The organism is Zooshikella ganghwensis DSM 15267 (assembly GCF_000428585.1).
GTDB classification, from domain to species: Bacteria; Pseudomonadota; Gammaproteobacteria; order Pseudomonadales; family Zooshikellaceae; genus Zooshikella; species Zooshikella ganghwensis.
In genome coordinates, this window is the sequence record NZ_AUAF01000022.1 from 17287 (window position 1) to 40565 (window position 23279).

Annotated in this window: 22 protein-coding genes; 7 read left to right on the top strand and 15 right to left on the bottom strand. The window is 41.7% G+C overall.

Going from position 1 to position 23279, the window contains the following annotated elements:
• Positions 1-26 precede the first annotated feature (26 nt).
• Positions 27-506, top strand: a complete 480-nt coding sequence (locus F607_RS0107370) for a thioesterase family protein (RefSeq protein WP_230400374.1) — start codon at positions 27-29, stop codon at positions 504-506.
• Between the two features lie 23 nt (positions 507-529).
• Here F607_RS0107370 and F607_RS0107375 read toward each other — a convergent pair whose 3' ends face one another.
• Entirely contained in the window at positions 530-1459 is a 930-nt protein-coding gene (locus tag F607_RS0107375; RefSeq protein ID WP_051311072.1) for a radical SAM protein, read from the bottom strand.
• A 201-nt stretch (positions 1460-1660) separates the two neighbouring features.
• Between F607_RS0107375 and F607_RS0107380 the strand changes: the two genes are divergently transcribed.
• Positions 1661-2524 carry a fructosamine kinase family protein gene (locus F607_RS0107380; RefSeq protein ID WP_038290497.1) on the top strand — a complete coding sequence of 288 codons (864 nt, stop codon included), beginning with the start codon at positions 1661-1663 and terminating at the stop codon, positions 2522-2524.
• A 22-nt stretch (positions 2525-2546) separates the two neighbouring features.
• Here the strand turns inward: F607_RS0107380 and F607_RS0107385 are convergent, their stop codons facing one another.
• The 7 genes from F607_RS0107385 to F607_RS28595 form a co-directional block, all read right to left on the bottom strand.
• Positions 2547-2990: a type IV pilin protein gene (locus tag F607_RS0107385; protein ID WP_027707579.1), complete on the bottom strand. Its 444-nt coding sequence runs from the start codon at positions 2988-2990 to the stop codon at positions 2547-2549.
• A 47-nt stretch (positions 2991-3037) separates the two neighbouring features.
• Positions 3038-3424, bottom strand: coding sequence for a hypothetical protein (locus F607_RS0107390; protein ID WP_027707580.1), 387 nt, complete (start codon positions 3422-3424; stop codon positions 3038-3040).
• Between the two features lie 11 nt (positions 3425-3435).
• Entirely contained in the window at positions 3436-7068 is a 3633-nt protein-coding gene (locus tag F607_RS0107395) for a pilus assembly protein (protein WP_027707581.1), read from the bottom strand.
• Between the two features lie 29 nt (positions 7069-7097).
• Complete coding sequence (locus F607_RS0107400) at positions 7098-7631, bottom strand: pilus assembly PilX family protein (protein WP_027707582.1); 534 nt, start codon at positions 7629-7631, stop codon at positions 7098-7100.
• Between the two features lie 105 nt (positions 7632-7736).
• The gene (locus F607_RS28585; RefSeq protein WP_051311074.1) at positions 7737-8735 is read right to left on the bottom strand and encodes a PilW family protein; all 999 of its coding nucleotides are present in this window, start codon (positions 8733-8735) and stop codon (positions 7737-7739) included.
• Positions 8732-9238, bottom strand: a complete 507-nt coding sequence (gene pilV, locus F607_RS28590) for a type IV pilus modification protein PilV (protein WP_051311076.1) — start codon at positions 9236-9238, stop codon at positions 8732-8734. The genes F607_RS28585 and pilV overlap by 4 nt, the downstream gene beginning before the upstream one ends.
• On the bottom strand, positions 9235-9714 hold the full coding sequence (locus tag F607_RS28595) for a GspH/FimT family pseudopilin (RefSeq protein WP_084611150.1): 480 nt from the start codon (positions 9712-9714) through the stop codon (positions 9235-9237). Before F607_RS28595 ends, pilV begins: the two co-directional genes overlap by 4 nt.
• A 380-nt stretch (positions 9715-10094) precedes the next feature.
• Between F607_RS28595 and F607_RS32615 the strand changes: the two genes are divergently transcribed.
• Positions 10095-11471: a phospholipase effector Tle1 domain-containing protein gene (locus tag F607_RS32615; RefSeq protein WP_051311080.1), complete on the top strand. Its 1377-nt coding sequence runs from the start codon at positions 10095-10097 to the stop codon at positions 11469-11471.
• A gap of 335 nt (positions 11472-11806) precedes the next feature.
• On the top strand, positions 11807-12442 hold the full coding sequence (locus tag F607_RS0107425) for a TetR/AcrR family transcriptional regulator (protein WP_027707583.1): 636 nt from the start codon (positions 11807-11809) through the stop codon (positions 12440-12442).
• A 106-nt stretch (positions 12443-12548) separates the two neighbouring features.
• On the opposite strand, the gene F607_RS0107430 is transcribed toward F607_RS0107425, so the two are convergent.
• A complete protein-coding gene (locus F607_RS0107430) occupies positions 12549-14480 on the bottom strand; it encodes an ATP-binding cassette domain-containing protein (RefSeq protein ID WP_027707584.1) in 1932 nt (643 codons plus the stop codon).
• Positions 14481-14643: 163 nt separating this feature from the next.
• On the opposite strand from F607_RS0107430, the gene F607_RS0107435 reads away from it, so the two are divergent.
• The gene (locus tag F607_RS0107435; protein WP_027707585.1) at positions 14644-15147 is read left to right on the top strand and encodes a TIGR02444 family protein; all 504 of its coding nucleotides are present in this window, start codon (positions 14644-14646) and stop codon (positions 15145-15147) included.
• A gap of 73 nt (positions 15148-15220) precedes the next feature.
• Here F607_RS0107435 and F607_RS32620 read toward each other — a convergent pair whose 3' ends face one another.
• Positions 15221-16369, bottom strand: coding sequence for a hypothetical protein (locus F607_RS32620; RefSeq protein WP_027707586.1), 1149 nt, complete (start codon positions 16367-16369; stop codon positions 15221-15223).
• Positions 16370-16702: 333 nt separating this feature from the next.
• Between F607_RS32620 and F607_RS0107445 the strand changes: the two genes are divergently transcribed.
• Both F607_RS0107445 and F607_RS28610 read left to right on the top strand, forming a co-directional pair.
• The gene (locus tag F607_RS0107445; protein WP_027707587.1) at positions 16703-17467 is read left to right on the top strand and encodes a ParA family protein; all 765 of its coding nucleotides are present in this window, start codon (positions 16703-16705) and stop codon (positions 17465-17467) included.
• A gap of 309 nt (positions 17468-17776) precedes the next feature.
• Complete coding sequence (locus F607_RS28610; RefSeq protein WP_084611154.1) at positions 17777-18547, top strand: BamJ family beta-barrel-assembly machinery protein; 771 nt, start codon at positions 17777-17779, stop codon at positions 18545-18547.
• Between the two features lie 151 nt (positions 18548-18698).
• Here the strand turns inward: F607_RS28610 and F607_RS0107455 are convergent, their stop codons facing one another.
• The 5 genes from F607_RS0107455 to F607_RS0107475 all read right to left on the bottom strand — a co-directional run bounded on the left by F607_RS0107455 (position 18699) and on the right by F607_RS0107475 (position 23128).
• The gene (locus F607_RS0107455; protein WP_038290502.1) at positions 18699-19673 is read right to left on the bottom strand and encodes a WD40 repeat domain-containing protein; all 975 of its coding nucleotides are present in this window, start codon (positions 19671-19673) and stop codon (positions 18699-18701) included.
• 236 nt (positions 19674-19909) lie between these two features.
• Positions 19910-20932 carry an SO_0444 family Cu/Zn efflux transporter gene (locus F607_RS0107460; RefSeq protein ID WP_038290505.1) on the bottom strand — a complete coding sequence of 341 codons (1023 nt, stop codon included), beginning with the start codon at positions 20930-20932 and terminating at the stop codon, positions 19910-19912.
• Positions 20933-20934: 2 nt separating this feature from the next.
• Entirely contained in the window at positions 20935-21351 is a 417-nt protein-coding gene (locus tag F607_RS0107465) for a heavy metal-responsive transcriptional regulator (protein WP_027707590.1), read from the bottom strand.
• Positions 21352-21529: 178 nt separating this feature from the next.
• Complete coding sequence (locus F607_RS0107470; protein WP_027707591.1) at positions 21530-22018, bottom strand: Rsd/AlgQ family anti-sigma factor; 489 nt, start codon at positions 22016-22018, stop codon at positions 21530-21532.
• Positions 22019-22618: 600 nt separating this feature from the next.
• On the bottom strand, positions 22619-23128 hold the full coding sequence (locus F607_RS0107475; RefSeq protein WP_027707592.1) for a disulfide bond formation protein B: 510 nt from the start codon (positions 23126-23128) through the stop codon (positions 22619-22621).
• Positions 23129-23279 lie beyond the last annotated feature (151 nt).

The window sequence follows — 23279 nt, forward strand, 5'->3', positions numbered from 1 at the left end:
TTTAACGCTTTCAAGGGTGGGAAGCAGTGAAGCAAAGTACGCAAGATGTTGAAGAGTTTTTACCTGAAATAAAAGCCGCAGTGATGTCTTTTTTTGACAAGGTTCCATTCAACAAGTTTCTGGGGATGAAGATTACTCGGGTCGAAGCAGGTTGTGTTGAAATGTATTTGCCTATGAAAGAGGAGCTTATAGGTAATTACTTTATGGGAATTTTACATGGTGGAGTTATTTCTGCCATGTTGGATGTCACTGGGGGGGCGATGGCGCTGGTAGGGGCATTTCGGAAACTCGAGCACTTAAGCTTAGACGAGCGCATTAAGCGATTAGCTAAAATCAGTACAATAGATTTGCGTGTAGACTATCTGCGCCCTGGGCGAGGAAATGCTTTTTATGTCGTGGCTACTTTATTGCGTTCTGGTAATAAAGTGGCTGTAACGCGTTCAGAGTTTTATAACGACCAGCATGAGCTTTGTGCCGTGGGCACAGGTACTTACTTGTGTGGTTGATGTTTTTTAGCGCAGGATTGCCTTTATGTGCCTTCACTACAGGAGGCGCCAAAGGCAAAGCAGCAGTAACAGCGATGATGACCAAGGCGGATCTGCTTATTCATACTTTCCTGTAAGCTACTGCCTAAATCATAAACAGGATCATCATCAACTAAGGTGCAGGCATACACTCTTAGGCGACCTTTAATTTTAACCACCATTTTACTGAAGGCACACATAAATTGTCGTCGACTGGCAGAGGTGTGATAGGTCCGCATACACTGCTCTGTAATTTGAGGTGTTGTGCGCTGTACAAACGGAGGTGCAAAATCTGGAAAAGGAATTACCGGAATAGTTTGTGGTAGACCAATACTGTTTAAAAGTTTGTGATACTGATCAGTTATATCATCTGTGTTCTCCTCTCTGGGTTGCTGACGAGCAATTGAAACATTAAAGCCCGCTTGATAAAGCTGGCGAAGACTCTTAAGTGCCATTGCAAAAGAACCTGTGCCACGATCTTTATCATGCAGTGTTGAATCGGGATAGTCGATACTTATACGAAAGCGAATGGCGTGTGGTGCGGAGCTTAACGACACAAGTTGTGAAAAGCGTTGTAAAAGAGGAGCTGTACCGTTACTTAATACTAAACAGGGGCGGTATTGGCTGGCGTACTGTAAAATCTTTATCATCTCTTTTGCAACGAAGGGTTCGCCTCCGGTAAATGAAAACTGCTGTACACCCAGGTAAAGGGCTTCATGTATAAAGGGTTTAACCTCTTTTAACTTCATGACTGCTAAACGATCATCACCCGGTTTGGAACCTTCAAGGCAAAAAGGGCAGCGGAGGTTGCAAGCCGTACCAGTATGAAACCAGAGCTCTTGTAATGAGTGGGGGGCGATATAACCACGTGGCTGCCCATCGGCGGTTAATAGCCAGTTTGTTGAGTGCGCCTGTTTTACAGGGATATGTTGCATGTTTTTGGAGGGGGAAGGGTTCTTTAGTAAAGGTTATTATGGTTTTTAAGTTATTTCATTATTTCTTATACCCACAACAAACCTCAAATAAATTCGTGAAGGGTATATTAATGATGTTTTTCAGTTTTTAGTATAGGCTTTATTAATGGAACTATGATAATGTAATTTATTTTAAACTTTTACGAATAATTTAAATGCACTATGACAATATCTTCTGGATTAAAAAGCATATTGAATGAACATATCTCAAACTACTTAGGTTATGCCTTTGATACAGAGTATATTGATACATTAGTAGGTGGGGATATTAATCAGGCTTTTGCCTTACGGCAAGGTGATGTCAGTTTTTTTGTAAAAATAAATCACGATGATGAAAATACTAATTTTTTAGCAGAAGCTTTAAATTTACAAGTATTAAAAGAAGCTGATTGTTTGAAAGTGCCTGCTGTTATAGCAACTGATCATGAATGTGGCTGTAATTATTTATTGCTAGAGTATATTGCGCCAGGTATTGGTAAGTGGAATGAATTAGGACGTCAGCTTGCTCAGCTACATAAAACCACGAATAAAACACACTTTGGCTGGTCACAAAATAACTTTATTGGTCGTACTTTACAGGTTAATCATTGGCAAGCTAACTGGTCTGAGTTTTTTGCAGAGCAAAGAATTGGGGTTCAACTTGAGTTGGCTAATCAGCAGGGAGCTGCGCTTAGTGAGGAAATAATTAACAGCATTAAACTGTTATTAGCGGATCATCAGCCAGAAGCTGTGTTATTACATGGCGATCTTTGGAGTGGTAATGCAGGCTTTACAGCGGATGGTGAGCCTTATTGCTACGACCCTGCTTGTTATTATGGCGATCGCGAAACAGATATTGCTATGACTGAGTTATTTGGTGGTTTCCCCCAAGAGTTTTATACAGGTTACAATCAAGTATTCCCGTTGCCAGAAGATTATGTATTAAGGCGCCCAATTTATAACCTTTACCATTTAATGAATCATTATAATTTATTTGGTGGACATTATTTACATCAAGTAAAGCAATCTATAAAACAGTTGATGTAGTAGCGTAGGAGTCAGTTTAGGCTTAACGGGCATCCCATGATACAGCACTTGCATGAGTGCAAGCTTCAGCTGATGAGTCACTAGCAGGAAAGCGGCATCTCCGACCCGTTGACTCATACCGTAAACGGCCATCTCCCGCTTGTGCACCTTTGGGAGAAGCTGCAATAGCATACCCAGTACCACTGCCTGAAAGGACAGCTAAGTCATAAAATTTTGTATCACCATCTAAGGGGGCTTCGGTAGGAAATCCCAAATCTGCGATGCTTGAAGGGTAAGCAGAGGGGGAGGCCTCTGTATAAGCTCGCTCCATGGCTTGGGACATTTGCATTAATGCGGCTTGGGCGTCTGCCCGACGGGTTCTTGTAACGTGGTCTTGATAAGAGGGGTAGGCAATAGCGGCAATAATACCAATGATGGCAATCACAATCAGCAGCTCAATCAGCGAGAAACCATTTGCTTTACTCATACATGTTTTCCTTTATTTAAAGTTATATTGTCCGGTTCGCCAAAAAGTTAGTGAGGTGGAGGGGCCATTTCTTTAGGCAGCTCCCATAGTTCATTAATTACCATTCGGTTGCTAATGCTTTTCATACTGTAGCCAATGACCATACCAGACTTTAATGCATGAAGGGTTGCATGCTCTTGTGATAGCAAGTGTAGCTTAGCATTTTGCCAGACTGGAAAATGCTGTGCATTTAAAACCAGCTTGTTTTGTCGAGGAATATATTGATCAACGACTGCTTTATACTGAAACTCAACAGGATAATAACTCGGTAAGTTGAATGAGGGTTTGGACTCTACCTCTTCACTCTTTGCCAATGAACTAAATAGCGTTATACCGCTGACTAATAAAAAAACGGTTGAGTAAAAAAGACTTGGATACTTTTGAATCCTTGGCATGTTAATCACCTTTACTCTAGAAAAATTTGTCGCCACGATAAACGACCCGTAGCAGTGTCACTGGTATCTGTTTTAGTGATTTCAATAGACTTATCGCTTAGCTGAGTCACTAGAAAATCGCCAATAAAGGATGAGTCAGAGGGGGTGGCACCTTCAAACCGTGTGCCAGAGACAACAGTATCTGTTGCAGGAACGTTATCATCAGAGTCAAATGCACCATCATTATTAATATCAAAGATTGGCGTGAGACGGCCAACGCCACCACTGATTGGGCTGATTGCTATCTGAAAGCCACCAGGTCCTGAAGTACAGTATAAATTAGTGCTGGGAATAACGGTGTTGGTAAATAATATGCCATCTCTAATAAGTAATTGACGTACAGGGCGCTCCCCAGGAAACTCGACATCTGTTGTACTACCTGCGGTTAACACATCAAAGTCGATATACCAACCCATGACTTTTTTCCCTGTTGTCTTATAACTGACGAGATTATCTGTGAGTGTTCGAACCACAGTCCCTTCAACCGTACCCGCAATATTGGTAAATGATTGCTCAACTAAATCACTTCGAGGAACAGGGTAAGTGGTACCTGAGTCAAGGGTATCCCAGATACCATAAAGACTTTGTATTGACGTTGAAGAAACGTCGGAATTTAGAAACCAGCTACCGGTCCCTGCAATAATAATTAAACCAGTTCCATTTGGGTTACGGACGGCAATGGGCTGGCCTATAAAGGGCTGAACGGTACTGCTGTAGGCTGCGGTAAAAATAATTTGCTGACTAGCACTGTCAGTCCAGTCAGTTGCTGTAGTTGACGTTAAATTAAAGCGGTAAAGATTGCCTTGAATATCACCTACATAGATGTAGTCAACGGTACCATTGGAGTCGATATCAATAGCTCGAGGAATACCTAGACCGTTAGGCGTAGTTCCATCACTACTTTCGGCTTTCCCCTTGCCAGTTGTGATCTTGATATAGTCTGTACCGGCTGTCCAGACACCATCCAGTCCACCATCTAGAAAAACAACATAGAGTGCAGCATCTCCATCAGTGCTGGTGCTATTGTAGCCGTTACCAAAAATTGCAGCCCAGCGTTTTTCACCACTGCCATATTCTGTATTTGTCATCGCAATGATGGGCCGACTAAAAGATAGGCCAAGGTCACTATCATCAGCACTGGTAAACTCCCACATCACTTGATTGACTGCAGATAACTCTGTGCTGAAACTACTTGGGTCGGTAACATTTAATGCAAAAAAGCCTTTACCTCCTGCACCAAGTGCACCTACCAGGACCGAAGCCCAGGCAGGGGGGCCACCATCGGTAACAGCTGTAAATACATCATTAACGCTGACCTTTTCATCAACATACATCTGGTGCACATAGTTTGGGTTAGTTAGCTCACCCAATTTGCTGAATAAAATGTCAGGAATGTAGGCAAATACTTCGTCACCAGTATTTGCATTGAAAGCATGGAGCATACCGTCGTTAGCGCCTACATATACCATCTCTGTGCGCGTAGCTTTAGCTTCGGCAAATTCAGAATATAGGCTACCTGAAGCAGTAGGGTATGGCTCTGAGTCACGACGAATAAAATTAGGAGCGCCTACAAATGTCGGCGTTGAGTGAATGATGTCGCCCAATCTACCTGATGATGAAAGGCGCTCGCGGAATTGACCGGTATCGAAGTTTTCGCCTTCTAACGCCTGGCTTCCTCGTAAATAGCTGACTCGTTCATCGCCAATTACACTATCACCATCACCATAACCACTGGGAAGAGAGGTTGGCGTTGGTGACTCTAACGCTGTTTTTTGAGCAGTGGTCAGGCCACTATCATAATTAAAGGGCACACCTGTTGTGTTGGCCTTATCGTAGGTAAACATGATGCGCGCATTTGCAGCAATTTTTTCATCAAGTTTTGTGGCTGCAGACCAGGCAATAATGTCGCTGATGGTACCATCTGAATTAATTTTCTGAGCAACTACATCGCCATTGTTAAAGCTTGGATTATAAAAAGCACGAAATAGAAGGGTATTCGACTCTACGTTTTGCGTATTAAAAGCTACAGCGCTGGCCGCACCTGACTCTGATTGTATTTTTTTAAAAACCTCACTTAAACCGGTGGCTAGTTTTTCTGGATCACCAGCACTCAAATATTCACCACGCCCGTTGTATGCTGCATGGAGTAAGTCGTCAACTTTACCTTCATTGGTGCTGGTTGATGGCCAGGTAAATGGCGTTGTAAAGTCTGATGGCATACTGGTGACGGAACCTGTTACCCCAAAGCCAACGGTATACAGATTCATTCGTTGGTGCATGCTATCACCTTCAGCTAAGGTGGAGCGATCAGCATCATTGGTTGTTGCAGGAACATTATTGTCTAATGTGGTTGACAGGTCCCTTTTATAGTAATGCATCGCAACATCGGCTAATGTATTTGAGGCTGAGTCTGCAAAGGCGCCGCCATCAAATGCGTTCGTGGTATTGGCATCAGCATTACCGACTGAGGGCGCTCCTCCATTATAAAAACCATCCGTCATGAGTAAGGCATAGTTCTGTTGGCAGGTACCTATGGGGGCGGCTTGTAGGGGGCAGGCAAAAGAACCATCGGCATCAAACATATTGCCACTTAAACATTCAAAATATTTGCCGACTTTTTCTAGATTTTGACGAAGTGGTGTACCGCGTGCGGGTACTGGAGAGCCATAAATTTTATCCAGCAAGGCCTTTTTGTTCCCAGAGCTAGAAGAAGCATTCATGGAAGCAACTTCAATACTATTACTGTCGTTATTTATAGTGGCAAAACCCACTCGGGCATTGCTTAGCCCATCAATCACAAAGCCTAACGCACCTTTAGCAACTAGATCTCTGGAGCGGTAATAGCTAAACCAGTTGGCAAAGTTTTGTTGGGTCGCTGCATCTGCATCCTGAATGTAAAACTCCGTTTGTTCACCGTTATCAAAAAGTCCATTACTGTTACTGTCTGTCCAGGTGTAATAGCGATAACCATCAGCCTTGCCATCACTATTTCGGTCCGATGTATCGCGATCAGTACCACCTGCCCAGTTGGAGTTATGTTGTGTTAAATCGATTCGCTCTGCGGGGTTGTATGGGTTATCAGGCGCATTGGTAATATCAATGTTTGTCAGAGGGTTGCCATTGATATCCAGGCCAGGCCAGGGTTTGTATTCTCGGGTTGGGTCAAAATATAGGGCATTAAAGTTACTGTTTCTAAACCGCCAAGACTGGTCATCTGCCGTATAGCAATCATTTGAGCCATCACTATACGTATTGGAGCCAAATTCAACACCATAGAGGTAGCCAAAAATACTTTCACTACTAAAGCTACAGTCGGCTATACCATCATCGTTAGAATCACGGTGCTTTACTGGTCCAATACCGGTATTACTGCCGTCGCGTTGCTGGCCTGTAAATAAACCACCATTGGTTTGGTCAGTGGTCATTACTTCCCAGTCCATACTGCCAGAGTCGTCTAATAGAATGACAATATTGGGTTCAGCACCAATGGAGATCTCTAATGCATGTTCTGCAATATCAAGAACACCTGCTGTCGCTTGACTTGATACGACAGAAGCAATACATAGGCTTAACCATTTTCTTGTAAAAGTGTGTTTGCTACTCATTGCGACCCTGCCTATTATCAAGAGCGTGTTTAGATCCGTTTAGCAAAAGTGGTTTGCAGTATGACTTGTGATGCGGCTGAAGAGCCAACGCCCCAAGCGGTTATTCGAAAAACTTCAGTGCCTCCTCCCCCTGTCGATTCGCCAACATTCATTAAATTGAGCGCTTCTTCTTCTGAAACCACTGCTGTGAAATGTTCAATAATATATTTGGGCTGATCGGCTAACCCTGTAATGGTGGTGGAGAGAGTGCGTAGCTTGGTAGAGGTTTTCCAATCGATAGTTTGCCAGGGTGAATCTTTAGCTGCGGCTAAAGAGTACATGCCATCATCACCATCATTATTAAAGTCACTCAGTGTGACTAGGGCGCTCACTACATTTTCTCCCTCTCTTAAGGCGGCTTCTGCGGCTTGAAAAGCGGTGTTGTGATCTTTTAAATTGGCACTCATTTTTTCGTCTAACGAGGTTGTCATCATGGCATTGATGCCAACGATGGATAGCAGCAATAAAATGACCAGGCTGATGACTAAAACGATGCCTTGTTGTTTATTGTAACTTTTACACATAGGCGAAAAATTCTTTCTACCTAAGTTATGGGGTTGTTGGGTGATAACGTGATACGAGATGTGTGAGGGAGAATGAAAAGCCTTATTAAGAGTATCCATGGCGAATTAAACTCCACGATTTCTGATTTTAATAGTGGCATTAAATGTTCGGGTAATAAGGTTATTATCCTGACTTACTTCATCAACCGTATTAACACTCAAGCTGATATTTACGGCAACAACACGATTCATGTCTCCCACGTTGCTTGCAGTAACATAACGATTGGGTACACCGGAACTATCGAGATCTTCTCCGTATAAAATGGCTAAATCTTCTACGCCCCGAATTAACTCTTCTGCGGGGTCCAAACTTTCTCGGCGCCAAAGTGATAACACTTGATTGCCCCGATTATTAGTAAATGCAGAGGGTGCAATATAGTAGACAGCAGTTCTGAACTTATAGACAGATGCATCTTCATCATAGGTTGAGCCGTCGTTTGTCAATTCTTTTTGAGCATTTCCGGGGGACTCAGAGGTGCCAGCGTTATGAACCACATTGTATTCGGTATCATCAACAGTAGTTGTGATATTGGTAACTTGAAAAATTGTCGCTTTACTACAGTCACTGACTAAAATAACTTCACTATCTTCTATTGGAGCTGTAGCTTCAGTTTTTAAATCGGCAGAGGGGAAGGGCATGGCTTGGGTTAGACTGGCACCATTATCTGACACACGTCTTATAACAAGAATATCTGAACCTGTCTGAGGCTCTAGGTCGGTTACATAGCTTTCAGGGTGTGGTTTCCATGTTGAACCTGAGGCTTCGTAACCGGTTAAACCTGTGCTTAAGTCGAAGATATAGTCAGAAGAAGATGGGTTAAGGGTATTTAAATAATTGACATCATTAATACTAGAAAGGCAGCCCATATAGCCAGCCATTCGAATGTCTTGAGAAATAGTGTCAAAAGCAAAGCGTGCATTATCTTGCATGGTAGAAAGTCCATTTAACATACGAAAAGTTTGTTGATTACTGTTAAAAATACTGATAATGCCACCCATTAAAAATAACCCTAACAGCATGGCAATCATTAACTCAATGATGGTGAAGCCTTGCTGTTTTTTCATAATTGTGTCCTCGTTACAAAGCTTGTAATAATGGGAGAACCTTCTGCATCAAGACGCTCAGTCCAATTAATAGTAATGGTATATTCGCTGCCGCTAACGGTTATACTGCCTTGCCCATTATTTAATAAACCTGCAGGTTCACCTGCACAATTGCTATCATCGTTATGGCTGCCTAATGAGCATTTCCAAGTAGCTAAATCATATTGTGCTAACTGAGCATTATTGCAGTTGCTTGAGCTGCCTTCACAGCTATCTGCTTTTACAGGTGGTGCTGCATCCAAGGCTATAGTGTAGGTTGCTGTAGGGTTAGCTCTTATACGATCAATGATGCTGGAACTTAAAAAGGTTGCATAACTACGATTTAAGGAGTCATTATTGTTTTTTAAACTGACAGCTTGCAATCCAGCCATGCCAAGCAGGCCAATCGATAAAATAAATACGGCCACTAAAAGCTCGATCATACCGACGCCTCGTTGCGAGGCTAACTTAGTGAAAGTTCTCATGGTGTGCATCCTGCTCCTTTTATTAGACTTGTACTCCCTGAACGTAGTAATTGAATCTGACGACTACCATCCCCTGAGCTGTGACATAAATTAAGTGTATCACCGGCGGTAGTAATGAAACCCCGGGAATTAAATGTGTAAGCACCATTGTCACCAACACTATTGAGCGTTGCGTTATTGTCCAAGGACTCATACTCTCGGATTAACTCACTGCTTGTTACAACAACAATGCGCCAGCCTGGTCCCCACTCATTGCTATTATCCGAAGCATCGAGTGCTTCTAACCTGACCGCTTGACCTCGTTTTATGGCCTCACTACGCGCAATAGCAATACTACCGACAAAGCTGTTTGAGCCTGCGGCAAGTTGGTTTTCGACAATCAATGATATAAAGCTAGGGTATGCGACGGTTGTTAAAATAACGGCAATTGCTAATCCAATCATTACTTCTATGATGGTAAATCCCTTATTGTGCATGGATCTTTGCCCTGTATTTATTATTTATTTTAAAGTTAGACCATATGAGTTGAGCTATTGGCAATTCTGATAAAGTCAAAAAATGTTTTGATAAGTGGGAAAGGATATAAATAAAGTAATTAATAAGTGCTCGCTCAATAAGCTATCGTTATATCTTTTGGCGTTTCTTTTGCATCCTTATGTCTTGCAGGGTTTAAATTGAATGAAGTGTAAATTTTTATTAAAAAGCAGCAAAAGAACAATCCTTAAACTATATGTAATAAATAAGACAGATTGGTGTAGTGAGACAATATTCTTGAGTTTTTATTTCTTCATTGCACTTAGGGCTGATGTTTTTCCAGATAAGCGTGGTCTGGATTTTTCCCGCTAAGGTCATATTCATGAAAAAGCGTTTAATAATTTTTTGTGATGGCACATGGAATAGTCCTGATCAAATTGATGAGAAAACGAAACGAATTTGTACAACAAACGTTGTAAAGTTAATGCGAGCTGTTCAGCCCATCGCTTATTCTGGGCCTGACTTTTGTATCCAAACTCCCCAAATATCCTATTATGACCCAGGCATCGGTACAGAAGGTATTGTGGAAAAATACGTCGGCGGAGCAACTGGATACGGTATTTCAGTAAATATTCTGCAAGCCTATCGTTTTTTGGCCAATAACTATCAGTCAGGTGATGAGATATTTTGCTTTGGTTTTAGCCGAGGTGCCTATACGGTGAGAGCACTATGTGGCTTTATGGGGCTTGTGGGCCTCATTGCACCAAAAGACCTTGACTTATTACCGCGTGCTTATCGTTATTACCGAATGTCTCCTGAACAGCGCTATTTATCCCCAGAACATGAGTTTTATTTATCCCTAAAAGAAAGCAGCATTGAAAACTTTTGTATACGTTTTTTAGGTGTGTGGGATAGTGTTGGTGCAATGGGAGTACCTACCCCAATGTTACAAAAGCTATCTCAGCGTTGGGTTGGTTTTTTTGATGTAAAGCTTGGCCATTATATTCAGACCGCACGACAAGCACTGGCAATAGATGAGCGACGAGGTGCATTTGCACCAGATTTATGGGTAAACACCAGTGCAGAGCTCGCACAGTACCAAGATATTCAGCAAGTATGGTTTTCTGGTGTGCACAGTAATATTGGCGGGGGCTACGAAAAAAATTATTTATCAGACCAAACATTATTATGGATGATGGGAGAAGCTGGGGACTGTGGTTTACAGTTTAACGCTGAATATGTTTCGCAAATTCTTGCTTACACACAACAAATTGAACTGCAAAGTGAGAGTGAGCAGATTATTATCCCGAATAACTATTCTCTTCCCTATAAAATGATCGATGCTCTGAGTCACCGGCGCGGGGAACGTGCTATTGGTGAGCGTCAGCGAGTTGCCAATGATTTATTGCCCGCCGTTAATGAGTCTGTTCACCCAAGTGTTGCAGAGGTGATGCGGATTAATGAGAACTACCGCCCTGAAAACCTTTTAAGAGCGCTTGATGTAGGTGACTTAGAGTATTTATCTCATGAGCGCCGCCATTCCCCTCGCATTGCCTGTTATGAGCCAGCAGAGTTGGATGTGGGTCAAGAAAAAACACAGTGCTTGATTGTTAATCAAAGCACTGGTGGTGCAGGTGTTAGTTGTAAACAGCCACTGCGTATGGGGCAGTTAATTCACCTTAGTCAAAAGTGGAAGACAATTACTGGACAGGTGGTGTGGGCAAAAGATGACTATATCGGTATTAAGTATGCGGCATAGTGAATTTGGCTACCTCTGAAAATGAGAGGCCAGAGAATTGATATAGCGTTTGCATGGCAAAAGGTTTCACCAGAAAACTGTATTTCGGAAAAGTGATTTCATCAATAACTGTATAGTTGGTGGAGTTTAGTTTGGATCAGCTCAGTGATTCAGCAAAGCTATTACTTATCAGCGAGTTGTCAGTTGTTGTGTGATGTGGCAATCAACGTTTTATCCCTCCATTGCTATTAAGGACGTAGCTGCTTGTTTGGAGCTTACGTTGGTCCTTTTTATAGCGAAAATTCGCTAAAACATTTTGTTTAATGTGATCCTTTGATGAAAAAGAAGGGGGAGAAATGGGCAGACCCATCGAATTTGACCGCAATGAAGTGTTAGAGCAGGCTTTGCAGTTATTCTGGAATACAGGATACAGCGCTACGTCTGTTGCTAACTTAGTGGAAGCAACCAAACTTAAGCCTGGCAGCTTATATGCAGCTTTTAAAAGCAAGCGAGGGTTATTTATCGCAACGCTAGATCGATATGCAGAGCGCTGTATATCTGAGCTACAGCGATGTCTTTCTGCAGACCAGTCACCCTTAAATACAATTCGATATTATTTTTCGCAGTTAATATTAAAAATTGTTGAGGATGAGGAGAGTAAAGGCTGCTTCCTAATTAATACAATGTTAGAAGTTGCACCTCATGATAATGAAATACATCAGCGTGTCATGGATTATTTTAGTGATATGGAGAGTCGTTTTGCTGATAAAATTAAGCAGGCTCAAAGCTGTGGTGAAATACCAGAGAATCAGCCTGCTGATGAAATGGCAAAATTTTTAATGACGGGTTCATGGGGGTTACGCATTATGGGTAGTACCCGACAGCCCGAATGGCAGTTACAAAAAATGGCGGATCATATGCTGTCAGTGCTAACACAGACCGCCGCTAAGCCAATGATTCATAATGATAGTCAAGGAATAATGTCTATTTGAGCTGTAAATAAGCTACATATGATATACACCTCTGACCAGGGATGGTTTTTACTCCCAAAACATTTCTCTTTTTCTTTCCTTGATATTATCACTATTATTATGCTTCTCACTCGTCAGCCAGTGTATCGTTAAGGGCCTCTTCCAGCGTTTCTAGTTCAGCCATATTTATCAATAACTGCTCTTCAATTTCTTCTTGCTGTTTTTTTATTGCGTGCTGTTCAGTAAGAAGCTGTTTGAGTTGTTCCTTTTTGTTATCACTATAAATATCGTTATCGTTTAGTTGAATTGTTATTGCGTCTAGTTTAGTTAATAACTGTTCTAATGCGTGCTCTTGCTGTTTAATTTTTGAAGTCAGGGGACGCAGCTGTTGGCGAATCTCTGCCTTTTTACGTCGTTGGTCTTTTTTTGATTGAGAGGCTTGCGTTGTTTGGCTGGTTCCTGAGCTTTCGGGCTGTTGAGAGGTTGGCTGCTTTTCTTGGCTTAGCCATTGAGCATAATCGTCTAGATCTCCGTCGTATTCTTTAACTTGGTTATTCGCAACAAGTAACAGTTGATCAACACAATTACGTAATAAATGTCGGTCATGAGAAACGACGACTAATGCTCCAGCAAAAGCCTGAAGAGCGACGGTTAAGGCTTGGCGCATTTCTAAATCAAGGTGGTTTGTTGGTTCATCAAGCAGCAAGAGGTTAGGTTTCTGCCAGGCAATAATCGCTAAAGCCAAACGGGCTTTCTCTCCACCAGAAAAGTGAGTAATGGGGTCAAATGCTAAGTCGCCACGAAAATCAAAGGAACCCAAAAAATTTCGTATGCTTTGCTCTGAGGCATTTGGCGACAGTCGTTGTAGGTGTAGTGCTGGACTGGAGTTATTATCTAAATACTCTAATTGGTGTTGGGCAAAATAACCTATTTTTAGGTGTTCTCCGCATATTCTTTCACCACTTGGTATGCTGAGCATTCCTGCCAAACTTTTGAGTAGCGTCGATTTTCCTGCGCCATTTGGTCCCAGTAGCCCAATAGTATCTCCAGGATGAATATTAAGCTTTACATTTTGCAAAATAGCCTGGTCAGCGTAGCCTAAAGCACAGTCATGCAACTGTAGCAGTGGGTCTGACATTTTTTCTGACGAAGGAAAAGTAAATGTAAAGGGAGAGTCCGCATGAGCAGGTGCAATGTTTTCAAGCCGCTCTAGAGCTTTAATGCGACTCTGTACTTGCTTTGCTTTTGTGGCTTTTGCGCGAAAACGGGCAATAAAGCTCTCAATATGGGCTCGTTGTGTTTGTTGTTTTTCAAACATTGATTGTTGGTGTGCTAACTGTTCACTGCGTAATACTTCGAACTGGCTGTAGTTTCCTCGGTAAGTGTTAAGTGTTTGGTGCTCAATATGAATAATTTGATGCACCACATTATCCAGAAAATCACGGTCATGAGAGATAATAATCAGTGTTCCCCGGTAGCTTTTCAGCCATTGCTCAAGCCAAAGAATGGCATCAAGGTCAAGGTGGTTGGTTGGCTCATCTAATAATAATAAATCTGATGGTTTCATGAGCGCTTGAGCTAAGTTTAGACGTATTCGCCAGCCTCCTGAGAAATTTGTCACAGGTAATTGTTCTTGCTGAGTACTGAAGCCAAGGCCATGAAGAAGTTGTGCAGCACGATGGTGTGCAGTGTAACCGTCAATTTTTTCAAGCTCGCTGTGTAGGTGAGCAATTAGGTTATTATTATGTTGCTGCTCTGCAACGGTTAATTGATGTTGGACTGAGCGCAGGTGCTGGTCACCATCAATTACATACTCTATGGCGGCTTTATCTAACGCAGTGACTTCTTGCGCCATATGAGCAATACGAAGGTTAGGGGTTATCGTAAACTCACCACTGTCTACAGTTAACTGCTGATTAAACACCGCAAATAATGACGATTTTCCACAACCATTGGCGCCTGTTATTGCTACTTTTTGACCATCATGAATGGTTGTCGTTGCATTCGTTAATAGTATTTTACTTCCACGCTGTAAACTGATGTCATGTAATCGAATCATAAATACTTTGCTATGTGATGATTGAGTATATTGCCCAGTATACCTGTCAGTAGAGAGAATTGTAGGTAGTTAAAGACTACTAAAGGTATAACTTTGATGACAAAGAGAATTATATCCTTGATAACTTATTTTGTGAGTATTTATACGAGTGGTTTAGGTTTACATGTTGAGTCCATTGATTGATAACGAATTTTGGTTATTTGCAGTCGCTTACTATACGCCAGAAAAAGAGCAAATTTTATTAGCGTTGCAGGATGATTATGGACTGGATTGTTGCTGGTTACTGTTTTGTGTTTGGTTATCCCAAAACAATAAAGTACTTCCTCTACCTGAGGATAACCCCGTCTATCAACACATAAAGGGATGGAATAAGCAAATAATTGAGCCAATAAGACGTGTGAGACAGCGCTTAAAAGTGCCTGTAGTAAAATATGCAATTACTCAAGGCTATAAACTTAGACAGCAGATAAAGCATTTAGAACTATGGGCAGAAAATCGCTTTATGTACTGGTTATATTGTAGTGCAGATTGTTACATGGAAACTTCTGAAGATAAAGCACTGCTAAGGCATAACATCGATTGTTATATCAAGCACTATGCAGGATTGAGTACGATAAATAGGAAACTAAAAAAACAATTAGAGCAATGGCTGGTGTTAGTGCATTAACTCCATGCTATAGGTGGTAGTAATGTCGTTTTAAATTAAAGAAGGACTTAAGCCCTTCTTTAGTAAAACATTATTACATGTCAGTAGCAGGATCAAAGATACTTCTTGGTGCATCAGAATCCTTGTTTTCATTAGCTTCTGGTGCAACTGGTGTACTTTCTGGTGCTTCAGAAACAGCTTCTGGAGCTTTAGTTTCTACAGGTAGCAGTTCTTGCTGGCTGGTAGATTCTACTGCAGTATCTGCTAGAGCTGCTTCTGCCAGTAAGTCTTTTGTTGGTGCTTCTACTGGTGCTGCCGCTTTAGTTGCTTTTTTAGGTGGACGGCCACGACGACCTGTCGTTGTCTTAGCTGCAGTTGTTTTTGTTTTAGTTGCTGTAGCAGTTGCCTTTTTAGGTGGACGACCGCGCTTTTTAGGTGCTGCTTTTGTCTCTGTCGTTGTTGCTGCGGTTGCAGTAGCAGTAGCTTTTTTAGGCGGACGACCACGCTTTTTCTTAGGTGCTGCAGTAGTTGCCGCTGTTGCAGTGGTTGCTGCAGTGGCTTTTTTAGGTGGACGCCCCCGACGCTTAGGCGTTGCCGCTGTAGAAGCAGTGGCAGTTGTAGCCTTTTTAGGTGGACGACCTGGACCGCGTTTCTTCGGTGTAGCCGCAGCTTTAGCTGTTGTTGCTTTAGGTGGGCGACCTGGACCGCGCTTTTTCGCAGTAGTTTCTGTTTTAGCTTTTGCCGGACGACCACGTTTACCTGGTTTTTTAGCAGTAGTTTTCGCTGCTGTTTTAGCCGCTTTTAGCTCTTTGACTGCTTGAGTTTTAGCAATTTCCGCTTCGAATTTTGCAAGTACTTTATCGCGTTTAGCGGTGTACTTGACGTCTTCTTTAAGCTCTTTAAGCTCTTCTTTAGCGGTGTTTAGCTCGTCGCGAAGTAATGCTACTTCTTCTTTAGCGACAGCTAAGTCAACTTTTGTCTTCTCTAGCTGACGCACTGTTGCGGCAGTTTTTTTGACTTTAAGTTTTGCTGAAAGTGTTGTTTGTCTAAGTTTTACTTTCTCCTGTTTTAGTCTTGCTTTTTCCACTTTGGTTTGAAGTGAAGTAATTTGCTTCTCAAGTTGAGTAAGCTCTTTCTCTTGAGCTTGAGCTAATTGCTGCTCGAGTTTTTGAATTTGCTGTTTTATATCTGAAACAGTAACAGCTACAGCTCGTCGAACCGTTGCCTTTTTCTTGGCTGCCATTTTAATTCCTCATCTAACAGTAGAGATCAATTTAAAAGAATTATACGAAGAGAAAAATAATTATCCATATCTTAAGGATGAAAAATTAAAAATATTTACCTTATGGTGGCAAAAATAGGAAACACTTGCAAATTTTTTGTGCGTAATATTGATGCTAATAGCATTATACTTTAAGTAATAGTTGCAATATTTCCAGGTAAACACTTAATAAGACAAAATGTGAATCAGTGTAATTTTTCCACTGAGCTGCCACTTACTGAAGTATTCATCAAGAGGAAAAATATTAATGGCAAATTGACGTAATATTATCCATTCATGCAAAGGGGCTAAATTATGAAGCGTCGAGTAGTTTTTAATCAGAAAGGAGGTGTTGGGAAGTCTACAATAGCCTGTAACCTCGCTGCTATTGCTGCCAGCCAGGGTAAGCGAACACTTCTTATTGACCTCGATGGGCAGCGTAACTCCTCTCTTTATCTACTTGGAAAAAACTATAGTACATCTCTTCCTACTATAGCTGATTTCTTTCAGGAGAGTCTGACATTTCGTCTAACAGGAGCTAATCTTCGCTCATATATTACTACTACCCAGTATGCAGGACTTTCATTATTACCCTCGTCGCCGCAATTGAATGAGTTGCAGCATAAGCTGGAAACCCGCCATAAGATATATAAGTTACGTGAAGCGCTTGATCGCGTTGAGCACTTATTTGATGAGGTTTATATAGATACGCCACCCGCGTTTAATTTTTATAGTTTATCAGCATTGATAGCGGCAGATAATTGCTTGATACCCTTTGACTGTGACGATTTTTCTAGGCGTGCATTGTATGACTTAATGGCTAATATTGAGGAAACTCGAGTTGATCATAATTCGGCACTAAGCATTGAAGGAATTGTGGTTAATCAGTTTCAGCCACGGGCAAAATTACCACAGGAAATGGTTAATCAATTGTTGGATGAAGATATGCCAATATTATCCCCTTATATTTCCTCTTCAATAAAAATTAGAGAGTCTCATGAACAAGCAATACCATTGATACACTTTGAGCCTAAACATAAAGTGACTATTGAGTTTTGTGGTCTTTATGCTGGACTGTGATAGTGAATATTTAATGGAACGAAAATACTAAAGAATTACATCTCTGTTTTAATTGCATTGAACCCAGCATACTCGTCATTGTGCTTTAAGTAGACAACTCATCAATGCTCTATACCTTCTTTCTGGCTGATGGGGTATGATGCGGTCAACCCTAAAATTGGTTGCCTGCCGATTGGACTGGAAGTTATGCACTTGTCGGCTGAAACAGCCACAGGCGAACTTTCTAAGGCTAAAGGGCTCAAAACTGCAGTATCCTTATGGGTGCGTAGTGCTAAGGACATAATTCAACCAACTTACTATGAGAAGATCATGAAATTAAAAGTATTAACAGCCGGTTTGGTGTTGGCGACAGCTTCACAGGTATTTGCAGAACCTGTTAAATTAACCAACGACAAACAGAAGCTCAGCTACAGCCTGGGTGTTATGTTTGCGCAACGGCTGAAAGCAGACTTTAAATATGATGACCTGGACTTAAATGTCATGTCTGCAGCAATGGCTAATGTATTGAAAGAAGAAAAAACTGCGATTGATGAGCAGGAAATGATCAAAATCATTCAAAAAGCTCAGCGTGAAAGCTATGAGCGTGCTCAAAAGCGTATGGAAAAAGAAGCCAAAGAAAATTTAGCGAAAGAAAAGGCATTTTTAGAAAAAAATGCTAAAGCTGATGGGATTATCAAGACTGACTCTGGCTTACAGTACAAAGTAATTACTAAAGGCGAAGGTGAAAAACCAAAGGCTGAGAGCACAGTGGTTGTTCATTATGAAGGCCGAACTTTAGATGGAAACATTTTTGATAGCTCTTATAAGCGTGGCGAACCTGCGACATTTGGTGTGAATCAGGTTATTCCGGGCTGGACAGAAGCGCTACAGCTAATGCCTCAAGGCTCTGTTTGGGAGCTTTATATCCCCTCTGAACTTGCTTATGGACCAGGTGGTATTCCAAATAAAATCAGTCCAAACTCTACACTCATCTTTAAAGTTGAGCTGAAAGAGATCAAGAAACCTGAAAAAGTAGAAAATGCTGAAAAGGCTGAAAAGGCTGAAAAGGCTGAAAAGAAAGAAGAACCCAAAAAAAGTTAGATAATATTAAGTAACTTGTGACTTAATATTGCACCTTTTCACTAAAAGGTACTTATGAGTAGTTGGCGATGACTATTCATTATCATCGCCACTACTGACTTACTCCTTGTTTACCGTACAATGTCATAAAAGCTACTGGCTTTTTTTCAGGTCAGCGTAAGACATACATGAGACCATTAGAGCCAATAGCATAAAATTGATCTTGCCCAAAAGCCAATGCCTGTATAGCAACACCTGTAGGCTTCCAGGCTTGTCTGCGACTGACCTGCCAATGCTTTATCACTTTTTTTTGTTGTAAATCATGCAGTTTTATTTCGCGATTGGTTGTTCCTGTTAATAGCTTTTGCTCATTATCCGAGAAAATTGCGCTGACAAGAGTGGGACCGCGCCCCATCCATTCTGCATGAGGGTTAACATCATAAACCAGGTTGCCTGTTTTAGTGTCGCGAACTTGAGCAAAACTGTTTGCTGCTGCAATGAATGCGAAACGATGATTTGCTGAAAGTGACACGGCAACGACTTTATTTCCCATATCCCAATTATGAAGCAGTTTACCTGTTGCTGTATCCCATAATTTAGCTGTGTAGTCATCCGATCCAGAAAGCACCATCACTCCATCACCAGACATAGCCACTGCATTAACTCGATCAGCATGAAGATAAGTGCGCTCAACCCCCCCATTTTTAATATTAAATAAAATGGCGCGATTATCTAACAGACCTAACAAAGCATTATTGCCATCGCTGGATAATACGATACTGGAAACATCGCCAGGGGCACGCCAAAATGCTTGAGGTTCACCTGTTAAAGATGACCATAGCACAAGGGTTTGCAAATTATCAGCAGTAGCTGCTAACTCATTATTGCCTGAAAATGCGACTGCAACGAGATAGCTGAAAACACCTTCTTGGTGGTTCCAGTTAAACCGTCGCTCATAGGCTGGCATCCGCCAAAGGCTGCCACCGTGATTAATTGAACCAATCATGGCAAGCTGGCCATCAGGGGACAGTGCACTGGCGGTGTTGCCAACGATTGCTAACTCCCAAAACTTCTCTTCTTTTTGGGTACAGCCAATCATTAGGAAGATAAGAAGGATAATGATGGGTAGTTTGGGAAAGGGGTACATAATGATTAAACAGAAGTATTATTTAAGTCATACAATTTATAGAGTATGTTGCTCTCTGACTTAGATACTTAGTTGTGGCAATAGTAGTAAAAAGTCAGGATTTAAATATCACTCATAAAGGATATAAATACAGGTTAGCAGCTTTTACTTAAGTGGTGAGTATTGACTGAAACTATCTTATTGATAGCCTCAGTCAGGGGAGGAAAGGTGCGAAATGAACTTGATTTCTATAAACGCTAGGCAGGCAGCAGTTGTCTTCTTAAAGGTTTGATAGCCAGTAATACTAAAATAATGCTGCACGTAGCATTAAACCAAGCAGGAAATAAAGCATGTTCAGGCTGTATTTGGGCAGAAATATTTATTTGAAATAAATTAACAATCAAATCTGTCATTAATCCAAAACTAATACAGCCAACGCTGATAGCAATAATGTAGCCTAAAAACGCACGGTGTCCTAGTTCCTTGCGAATGATGCCTAAGGTTCCCAGATTGGTTGCTGGTCCCGCCAATAAAAATACAAGCACTGTTCCTGGAGAAATTCCAGCAAGCAATAATGCGGCAGCCAGTGGTGTCGATGCTGTAGCACAGATATACATGGGTATGCCTGCAACGAGCATAAATAGCATAGCAAAAACGCCATGCCCCCAGTCACTGAGTGCTGAAGATGGCAGGAATGTCATGACTAGGCCAGCTATGATTAATCCGATAAGCAGCCAACCCAGCATATCATCATAGAGTTGAGTAATTGCATAGCGTACGCCTTCCCAAGTGGTTGTTTTCGCCTGAACTTGACGAGTATTCTCACTATTTCCGCAGCAACCGCCACAAGAATAGTTTGTTGCATGCTGTGTATCTTTTTCTGTCAGTTTCTCTCCGAGAATACCCGTCAATATCGCTAAAAAAATGCCATAGACTGGACGAATAATAGCCATGAAGGGACCTAGCATCCCATAGCTTAGGGTCACAGAGTCAACACCATTTTCTGGCGTTGAGACTAAAAATGATAAAGTAGCTCCTTTAGAAGCCCCTTTGCGGTGCAGTTCCATCGCAACAGGCACGACGCCACAAGAACACAAAGGGAGTGGCGCACCAATAATTGCTGCACGAATAGTTGCTGATAGTCCTGGCTTGCCGAGCCAGCGTTGCAAATGTTGCTGTGGTAGCCAGGTTTTCATTAATCCGGCGAGTACCAAGCCAAGAAGCAGCCAGGGTGATGCAGCATTGGTAAGGGCGATTAAGTTTTCTATAAATGCTGTCATGACTACGAATCCTTGGCTAAAGGGTTAGATGCGTTAAGTATTGGGCAAGATGAATCCTGATGTGCTTTTGAGCAGCTTTTCAGGAGGGTGACTAAATCATGGCGAACGCGAAGCATATCTTTGATTCGGTGCTCAATATCTTCCAGTTTTTCTTCAGCCAGTTGATGAATTTGCTGGTGATTTTTTTCGGGTGCTGACTTAAGTAAGAGAAGTTCTCTTATCTCTTTTAGGGAAAAACCTAAGCGTTTTAAACGCAAAATAAAGCTTAAACGATCAATATCGGTTGTTTTGTAAAAGCGATAGCCTGATTCCGTTCGATGAGGCTTTGGCATCAGCCCTTGCTTTTCATAATAACGGATTGCCTCTACGGTCAGGCCGCACTCTTTGGCTAGTGTGCCAATACTAAGACTCGTTTCCATAAATTGCCTCCACGCCATAAGCATAGAGCCTAAAGTATGCTTCAGAGTCAAGGCTAGATGTTTTTTAGAATGAATGCTCTGGAGAGGGCGCAAGTGGCCCTTGAAAAAAGGGGTGGACGGAGCTTTGCTATTAAAACCCCGCTATCCAAACTAGTAAAAGTATGAGCTGTACTAAAGACTATTCAGAAAGCAGCTCTTTATGTGCGTTGTGAAGAACTTCAATCAGCTGGTCTTCATAAGTAAAACGTTCTTCCATTGCTTGACCTAGCTGTGAAAGGTCTTCACGCAATTGATCTTGCTTGGATTTACAGCTGGCTTGACTGTCATATTTATCATTAAAATGTAGACATATCTCGGTTGTCTTTTGAATGAGAGGATAGAGTTGTTTAGCAACTTCAATACCCCCATCATCAAACTCTTTTCCCTCTCTTAACAATTGTTCATAGACTTCAAAATGTCCGGCAGAGACATAGTCCATCATGAGTTGGCACAGGGCCTGGAGTTTCTCGTATTTAATTTGATTTTGAGTATTTTTTTCTTTAATACCATTGAGCCCATTGATATCGCAATATAAAACAATGAGCTCTTGTCGCTCATTTAACCATCGATCAATGATCTCTGACACTCCACCCCAGCGTTCTTTCGCATTATGACAACCTTCAAGCATTCATTTTCCCCTTATGCATACCATTCAACTATTATTTTATGTATTACACCCTTCGCGAAAGCTATTTAGCGTGTGCGACGATGCTATGTTACTACATACTTATTTACAGGTGTGATGAAGTTTGTTTTTTAACGGTAGATTAGGCCAGTGGCAGGAAAGCAGCAAGTGCAATAATTGCTTAATGGAAAGGTCATGTACTTGTTTGCAGCAATAAGAGCGAGAAAATAACCTAAAGAAAAGCCAGATATATACCCTTCACGAATGATTTCTAGGTTTTGTTATCGTCACTCCTCACCCCAATCACCGATTAATATAGGCTCATGGGACTTCGTCACTCGATGGCCGCACCTAAAAACCATTCGTATTGGGTATACTTTATACAAAGCGTTTTTAGTGGGGCTAGTCTGGTTTATTAAGACTGGCGATAGCAGCCATTGCATGACATCCCCCAAGCCGCATTCCCTCCAACTGTGGTGCTCAAGAGCGCCAACTACAAACCTAGAAATATATGACGGGTGAAGGGTAGGTAGAGTGGTGCCCTTTAATTTGGATATAGGGTTTAACGACTATATCAACGAATACACTAAATATTGTGTTTGCTTATGAAAACATACGTTTGGGACGTTGGCGGAATAATTCGATCATCGCAAAGCAAAAGAAACCAATAAATGCAACGAGTGACCAGCCAGGAATACTTAGCCCAAGAAATGTCCATTGAACTTCAGCGCAGTCACCAGTGCCTGTGAACATGACTGTTAGCAGTTCTTGCCAAGGTAGCATATCTACTAACACATCGAGTGGAGGAGCACACTCAGGGACTTGATCTGGTGGTAAGCTCTGCAGCCAGACTTGCCTACTGGCTACACCAATACCAGTCCCTGCAATTAAAGCAGTGAGTCCAGCATAAATGCGGTAACCAACGTTACCAGGGTTGTGAATAGAGGCCAGCAAGCAAATCACACCAATTGTTATCACAATAATGCGTTGAACAATACACAGTGGACAGGGCTCAAGTCCTAAACCATGCTGAAAAAACAATGCGCCTCCAATAAGGCCAGCACAGGTCAAAAATGCCAAAAAGAACAAAGGGCGAGATTGTGGTAAGCCCATGAAGAGTCTCCTGCCGAGAAAGTTAGTCAACAATCATGTACATAATATTGAATACAGTAAGTCAGTTGCATCCACAAATATACCTGTAACGATCTATAAACTACAAACGATTGACTAACGTCACTCAAGAAAAGTAACGCTAGGGACATAT

Excerpts from the sequence above, each read along its gene's own strand:
- F607_RS0107430 (WP_027707584.1), bottom strand. The coding sequence starts at position 14,480 with ATGATTCGATTACATGACATCAGTTTACAGCGTGGAAGTAAAATACTA.
- F607_RS28595 (WP_084611150.1), bottom strand. The coding sequence starts at position 9,714 with ATGCACAATAAGGGATTTACCATCATAGAAGTAATGATTGGATTAGCA.
- F607_RS32620 (WP_027707586.1), bottom strand. The coding sequence starts at position 16,369 with ATGGCAGCCAAGAAAAAGGCAACGGTTCGACGAGCTGTAGCTGTTACT.
- F607_RS0107445 (WP_027707587.1), top strand. The coding sequence starts at position 16,703 with ATGAAGCGTCGAGTAGTTTTTAATCAGAAAGGAGGTGTTGGGAAGTCT.
- F607_RS0107425 (WP_027707583.1), top strand. The coding sequence starts at position 11,807 with ATGGGCAGACCCATCGAATTTGACCGCAATGAAGTGTTAGAGCAGGCT.
- F607_RS0107460 (WP_038290505.1), bottom strand. The coding sequence starts at position 20,932 with ATGACAGCATTTATAGAAAACTTAATCGCCCTTACCAATGCTGCATCA.
- F607_RS0107385 (WP_027707579.1), bottom strand. The coding sequence starts at position 2,990 with ATGAGTAAAGCAAATGGTTTCTCGCTGATTGAGCTGCTGATTGTGATT.
- F607_RS32615 (WP_051311080.1), top strand. The coding sequence starts at position 10,095 with ATGAAAAAGCGTTTAATAATTTTTTGTGATGGCACATGGAATAGTCCT.
- F607_RS0107390 (WP_027707580.1), bottom strand. The coding sequence starts at position 3,424 with ATGCCAAGGATTCAAAAGTATCCAAGTCTTTTTTACTCAACCGTTTTT.
- F607_RS0107465 (WP_027707590.1), bottom strand. The coding sequence starts at position 21,351 with ATGGAAACGAGTCTTAGTATTGGCACACTAGCCAAAGAGTGCGGCCTG.
- F607_RS0107435 (WP_027707585.1), top strand. The coding sequence starts at position 14,644 with ATGTTGAGTCCATTGATTGATAACGAATTTTGGTTATTTGCAGTCGCT.
- F607_RS0107380 (WP_038290497.1), top strand. The coding sequence starts at position 1,661 with ATGACAATATCTTCTGGATTAAAAAGCATATTGAATGAACATATCTCA.
- F607_RS28610 (WP_084611154.1), top strand. The coding sequence starts at position 17,777 with ATGAAATTAAAAGTATTAACAGCCGGTTTGGTGTTGGCGACAGCTTCA.
- pilV (WP_051311076.1), bottom strand. The coding sequence starts at position 9,238 with ATGAGAACTTTCACTAAGTTAGCCTCGCAACGAGGCGTCGGTATGATC.
- F607_RS0107400 (WP_027707582.1), bottom strand. The coding sequence starts at position 7,631 with ATGTGTAAAAGTTACAATAAACAACAAGGCATCGTTTTAGTCATCAGC.
- F607_RS28585 (WP_051311074.1), bottom strand. The coding sequence starts at position 8,735 with ATGAAAAAACAGCAAGGCTTCACCATCATTGAGTTAATGATTGCCATG.
- F607_RS0107455 (WP_038290502.1), bottom strand. The coding sequence starts at position 19,673 with ATGTACCCCTTTCCCAAACTACCCATCATTATCCTTCTTATCTTCCTA.
- F607_RS0107395 (WP_027707581.1), bottom strand. The coding sequence starts at position 7,068 with ATGAGTAGCAAACACACTTTTACAAGAAAATGGTTAAGCCTATGTATT.
- F607_RS0107475 (WP_027707592.1), bottom strand. The coding sequence starts at position 23,128 with ATGGGCTTACCACAATCTCGCCCTTTGTTCTTTTTGGCATTTTTGACC.
- F607_RS0107375 (WP_051311072.1), bottom strand. The coding sequence starts at position 1,459 with ATGCAACATATCCCTGTAAAACAGGCGCACTCAACAAACTGGCTATTA.
- F607_RS0107470 (WP_027707591.1), bottom strand. The coding sequence starts at position 22,018 with ATGCTTGAAGGTTGTCATAATGCGAAAGAACGCTGGGGTGGAGTGTCA.